General features: G+C 61.1%; 4 protein-coding genes and 1 pseudogene. 2 read left to right on the top strand and 3 right to left on the bottom strand.

The annotated features are described in order from the left end of the window. Positions 1-206: single stranded DNA-binding domain-containing protein (locus tag AC2VLV_RS15935; RefSeq protein WP_486990912.1), on the top strand; the 206-nt coding region annotated here is incomplete at its 5' end. 99 nt (positions 207-305) lie between these two features. Here AC2VLV_RS15935 and AC2VLV_RS15940 read toward each other — a convergent pair. The 3 genes from AC2VLV_RS15940 to AC2VLV_RS15950 form a co-directional block, all read right to left on the bottom strand. Beyond that, a complete protein-coding gene (locus AC2VLV_RS15940; RefSeq protein WP_032972643.1) occupies positions 306-2,012 on the bottom strand; it encodes a UvrD-helicase domain-containing protein in 1,707 nt (568 codons plus the stop codon). After that, on the bottom strand, positions 2,012-3,856 hold the full coding sequence (locus AC2VLV_RS15945; RefSeq protein WP_032972641.1) for an ATP-dependent nuclease: 1,845 nt from the start codon (positions 3,854-3,856) through the stop codon (positions 2,012-2,014). The genes AC2VLV_RS15940 and AC2VLV_RS15945 overlap by 1 nt, the downstream gene beginning before the upstream one ends. 336 nt (positions 3,857-4,192) lie before the next feature. After that, positions 4,193-4,924, bottom strand: a complete 732-nt coding sequence (locus AC2VLV_RS15950) for a hypothetical protein (RefSeq protein WP_045786179.1) — start codon at positions 4,922-4,924, stop codon at positions 4,193-4,195. 398 nt (positions 4,925-5,322) lie between these two features. Between AC2VLV_RS15950 and AC2VLV_RS15955 the strand changes: the two are divergent. Beyond that, positions 5,323-5,524, top strand: a pseudogene (locus AC2VLV_RS15955) (DNA topoisomerase III); the annotation flags it as partial.

Here is a 5,524-nt window from a genome sequence, read left to right on the forward strand (position 1 = left end):
AGCACTGGAAGACGCTGTACCAGAAAGGTATGCGGGTGCTGGTCGAGGGCCGCACCGTGCGCGACGAATGGGAGGACGCCGACGAGAACGAGCGCGTCACGTTCAAGGTCGAAGCGCGGCGCGTGGGCATTCTGCCGTATCGCATTGAGGCGGTGACGTTGGGTGCGAAGCCCTCTGCATCTGATAGTGGTGCGCCGCAATCCTGACCAGCCAAGCAGGATCCCCACGGCTGTTCCCGTTCAGCTTGATGACGAGGATGGTCGCGTCTTCGGTCGCCTTGTTCGTCAGACTGGCCACCGATCCGCTCAATCGACCAGCGGCCGGGCATTCTGCGGTCGCACGATCGCCACTAGCGTCCTAGCCCGCGTCAGGCCGACCCGCAGCAGCCGGCGGCTACGTTCAAACGGCGGCTGCTCATTCCTCTCATCGAAGAAGCTCGACTTGAAAGCGCCTTCCACGAGAACGACCCCATCGAACTCCTTTCCCTTGGCCTTGTGCATATTCATCAGGATGCAGCCTTGGGGGTCGCGCTCGGCCGCCACGAGCCGCTCCTGCTCGAGGGTACGTTTGACTAGTTCGCTCGCACCTGCATAGCTGCTCAAGGCGAGCCAACGCTCGCCGAGTCCGGAGGCCAGAGAGTCGGTCGCCCTGAACAGCCGCACTAGCCGGGCCTCGCGGAACAGCTCATTCAGCGCTGGAATATCGTGAAGCACCCAGCGCGCCGCTTTCCAGTCCGCGACAGGTTCTCCGACCAGATCGATGCCAGCCTTGTAGACCGCGACGAGGGCTTTCGCGGCATTGATGCGCGGTCCTTCGCCCGTCGCCACCTTGGCTGCCGCCTCGTCATACTTACGTGCGTGCTCCGCCGCGGCGTTGGTCGGCTCCTCCGCGTTCTTCAGCTTGTAATATCCAGCAATGACCCGGAGCGTCCGCGCAAGGGTCTCTTCGGCCGGGCCGGTCGGCCATTCTAGGATTGACGCCACGACCACCGCCGCCGCCGCGGAAAGCTCAGCATCCCAAACGACATCATGTTCGATGACGGGTAGGGTCTGCTTGTTGTAAGTGTGCGTCTCCGACAGGATCACCGAAAGGTCGGCGATGAGCGAATTGCTTCTCGACAGCACCGCCACGCTCGGATGCTCGACCCCCTTCTTCCGCAACGCGCTGAAGGTCCATATCACCGCTGCATGGACCGTTGCGGCAAACGTGTTCTGCCAGTACGAAACCTGTTTGATGTCTGGGGTGGCCGGCAGCGGACTGTGGTTGTGCAGTACTGCGTCGGCGAACTGAAGGATTCCCGCGTTTGGGCTTCTGTGGTTTTCCCCGCCCAGATCGAACTCGGTGACCTGGATATCCTCTCGGAGAATATCCAGCCGGCGCGGATCGATATCATCCCGGTAATCAAAGATCCGCTGTTCTGGATCGGCAAGGCAGAACACGTCCGTGACCTCAGCCAGAGCGCGAACGATCCGCCACTGGTTGTCGTCGGTGTCCTGGAACTCGTCGACGATGATCATCGGAAACCGATCGGCAATGAGCTCGCGCAGCGCCGCGCATCCCTCCAGTAGGTCTGCCGCGCCCGCTGCGAAGAGATCGAAGCAGTAGAGCCCTTGCTCCGATGCCAGACGTCGTCGCTCGACCATCCAATCCCCATCGAACGCCGATTTCTGAAGACGTTCCTCCCCGGGGTAGAGAAAGCGGATCGGCCGGCCGTGCAGGAGGCGGCCGTGGGCTTCCAGAATCTCCATGCAAAAGGCGTGATAGGTCTGGACGGTGACGGCCCGCCGTTCGGCTGGCGTCAGGATCTCCTTGCAGCGCAGGAGAACCTGACGGATGGCAGCGCGCGAGAAGCTGAGAAAGAGGATTCCCTGTCCTGGCTTGAGCGTCGCAGACTGGCGCTGGGCCTTCAGCAGGGCGATCGTGGTCTTGCCGGAGCCGGGCCCGCCGAGGACCAAAAGGTGTCCGCCTTGTGCGATGACCGCCTTGCGTTTTTCGCACAGCTCCAGCTTCATTAGAAGAGATCCTCCAAATCGTCCGGCGGCGGTGCTGCGACATCTTCGGAAACGGCGCTCAGCGCCTTGTGGATGGTTTCAAGGATTTCTCGGATCGTCGCCGGTAGCTGGTCGGCGTGCTGGCACTGGCTGATCATCATGGCGGCATAGCCGTAAGCGTCGCCCTTGCGCGCCTTCAGAACCTTCGTCGCCAATGCAGTTACCTCACCATCGCCCGCCGCCGGATCATAGACGCCGACACTGGGATAGTCGGGTCGATCCTTCACCTCATTGAGAAACCGCCTCACAACTGCGATGGGCGTCTCCTTTACGAGCAGCTCCTCAATGCCCTTCTCGGGGGACTCCCAAACCTGCGTATAGCTCTTCAGCTTGTCCATCGCATCCTGGTTCAGCGGGGCGTTGGGTTTGTCGTAGAAACCGAAGGCGAGCTTTCCGAGCGCCGAAAACACCGGACCATGACGCGGTACCGAGCCATCCCCGCCGGCATTGAAAATGCTGACACCAGCCAGATCGAGGTGGGTGTAGTCCTCCGGATTGAGGGACGCCTCCATAATCGACGAAGCTACCGGAAATAGGGCTGCCTCCGTCGATCCCTCCACGACCAGCACCGCCCGGCTCAGAATTGCCTCGGCGAATTGACGCCGTTCGACGCGGAACGTCTTGGACTTAACAGCCTGGCCATCGATCGGCTGGCCTGTCAGAGCGCCGGTCTCGTTGCGGTTCAGGATGACAATCTGCTCATGATCGAACTGTTCGATCACGTAGGGTGAATGCGAAGTGACAATCGATTGCCCCATTTCCGCGAGCACGAACCGCGTCACCCGGCGCTGCGTGTGTGGCGGGAGCGCAATTTCCGGCTCCTCCATCGCGAAGATCACCGATTGCTTGTCCTTCAATTCGGCAATGAAGGTCAGGAGAGCGAAGACCAGCAGGTTGATTGAACCAGTACCCAGCCGACCGAACGGTACGAGATGCTGACCAGGTTGAGCTGCGATAAACAGCCGCACGACTTCCCGGAGATGCTCGCGCGTCAGGTCCGAAGCAAAGAAGGCCGTCGCATCGTCACCAGGCGCCAAGTTGACGAAGCGTCCCATCCGGGATCGTAACTCTGAGCGGATATGCTTCAGTTGCTCGATCTCGCCGATTGCCGGGTCAAGCGCTTGTAGTCTGGCCAGAGTGTCCCGCCACATCTCGACGGCACCGGCGCCGCCCAGCTTCAATACGGAATCGAGCAACGAACCGCGCTGCAGGCTGAGAGCGCGTGAACCGGTCCGCAACGTCCGCAAAAACACAAAGCCGCAAAGGCGCTTGTGCACACGCGTGAACGGAACACGGCCCTGACCGAGCTTGACCTCGGTTTCTTCGTCGAGAGCATCGACCTCTTTGGTTGGATGGTCGAAGAATGTGTTGCCGACGAAATCGTCCTCTTCCGGGTCGTACCGACCGACAAACAGAAGTGGTAGAGCCCAGATCACTGCCGGACCATCGGCCTTTCCAAGACCATCCTGCTCCTCGTCTATGAACGTACCCGCCAAGTCGTCCCACCTGCGGAGATGGCCACCAAAGCGCCGCTGCGCCTCTTCGGAAAGATCGACCAGGATCGCCTCAATGCGAATTTCAACCGGCGCACCTTCCGCATTCAGATAGCGGCCACAATGAAAGTCATGCTCGTCAACGACAGGCCTGCGGAATATGCGCTCAGGACCGAGGACGAGATCAAGAGCCTCGCACACCGTTGACTTCCCAATGTTGTTGCCTCCGACCAGAAGTGTGTGCCCAGCAAAATCAACACTCCCTTGAGAGACGCATCGGAAGTTTTCAATCTTCAAACGCCTGACGCGCATATATCCTCCGTCCCCGCATCGATTATTCGCTATCGCGGTTATAGCGCAGTTACCTGCAACGGTCTTGTTTCCCTGGAGTCCTGGCTTGGATGCAACGAGTTCACGACTGAGGAGGAGAAAGGACTTGCTGGCGTGTTCGGCTTTCTGAGCCCAGGCGCGCATCGCCCTGTTGGCATCCCGGAAGGTCAGATGACGCTCCTTGGCCGTTCCTTCGCGCTCAACATGTGCTGGTTCCTACTCAAGAACCATCTCGTACCAAGGTAGTTATCTCGGTGTGACGAACCGCAGAACAAAGACTGGCGGCAGTTTCCACTGCCGCCGGAGCTTGTCGCTTCATCAGTTCGCCGGATTGCTGCCCAAGCTCTGCTGATACGCCCATTCGTCATCGCGATCCAGGTCACGCCAACTGTCGTCGGCTCCACCCGTTCCATCGCCCTCGATGAACACCAGCCCGGCGCGACCTGCCTTGCGGTAGATCAGCCAGCCACGGCAGTTCAGCGTGTCCCCATTGAACATGCGATCACCTTCGGGGTCGTATTCGCCCGTCATGGTGCCGTCGGCCTCAATCGTCCATTCGTCGACCGCCGCCCACAGGTCCGTCGTCGGGGGGCACTCGATGTCCATATCGGGCTCGTCGGGGAACGAGGCATTGCTCTCAGCCATCGCACCGGCCACATCATCGGCGTTGTAGATCATTTCGGCCAATGCCTGGCGGGCATGCAAGTCGTAGAAGTCGCCCACACTGACGTACACGTCCGTGGAACCGGCGCTGGCCTTCAACGCCTCGACGCAAGCCGTGGTGACGGCCGACGGTGCCGCGCCCGCCGCTGCAAGGCCGAGTTCCGCGGCCCGCCTCTCGCCCATCGGCAGGTTGAGCACGAGGATCTCGGCATCGTCCAGGTGGTAGTCGAGCTTGGGATCCGCCTCCTCAACGGACAGTGCCGCGTGCGTGCGGTATCCCAGCAACGCGGCAATGACCTCGGAGAGGTGGGAACGCTTGACCGTCAAGCCTTGCGCAGCAAGGACCCGGGAAGCCGCGAAGGCGGCTGAACGTACATAGTTGCTCATCGGAATACTCCGCTACTGTTCGAGCGCTGGACGTTTTGTCGCTGTCGAACAGCCGGTACTCCGGATGATTGAAAGCGAGGGGTACTGCGGGGAGCTGCGAATGCCTGTTTCAAGCTGTCCAGAGCTTGGGCGGGCGCCTGACTATGGATGCTACCCCTGAAGGCCATCTCCCGCAATCCGAATGCCGACGAGGTCTGTCCGGCCACGCGATCCCCCGTCCCCCAGGAAGCGGCTGTAGCAGCCCGCACCCGCTTCCCTTGCGTCAGCGCATCTGCCGCCCGCGTTCTGCACCAGCACAACCTGGTGTCCTCCGCTTCCATTTTGTTTGCTGCCGCGCACACGTCGGCCGGGAATGCTGACGTCCATTCGATGACCGTCACGCACACCCAGGAGGCTTCATGCGCGTGTTTCTGTGCGAGAAGCCATCCCAGGGCAAGGACATCGCCCGTGTGCTGGGTGCCGGTCAACGCGGCAACGGCTGCTACAGCGGCGCGGGTGTCGTCGTGACCTGGTGCATCGGTCATCTGGTGGAGGCGGTTCCGCCCGAAGGCTACGGCGAGCAATACAAGCGCTGGGCCATCGAGCAACTGCCCATTCTTC

It is taken from the genome of Thiomonas sp. TH-17 (genome assembly GCF_057473305.1).

Excerpts from the sequence above, each read along its gene's own strand:
- AC2VLV_RS15940 (WP_032972643.1), bottom strand. The coding sequence starts at position 2,012 with ATGAAGCTGGAGCTGTGCGAAAAACGCAAGGCGGTCATCGCACAAGGC.
- AC2VLV_RS15945 (WP_032972641.1), bottom strand. The coding sequence starts at position 3,856 with ATGCGCGTCAGGCGTTTGAAGATTGAAAACTTCCGATGCGTCTCTCAA.
- AC2VLV_RS15950 (WP_045786179.1), bottom strand. The coding sequence starts at position 4,924 with ATGAGCAACTATGTACGTTCAGCCGCCTTCGCGGCTTCCCGGGTCCTT.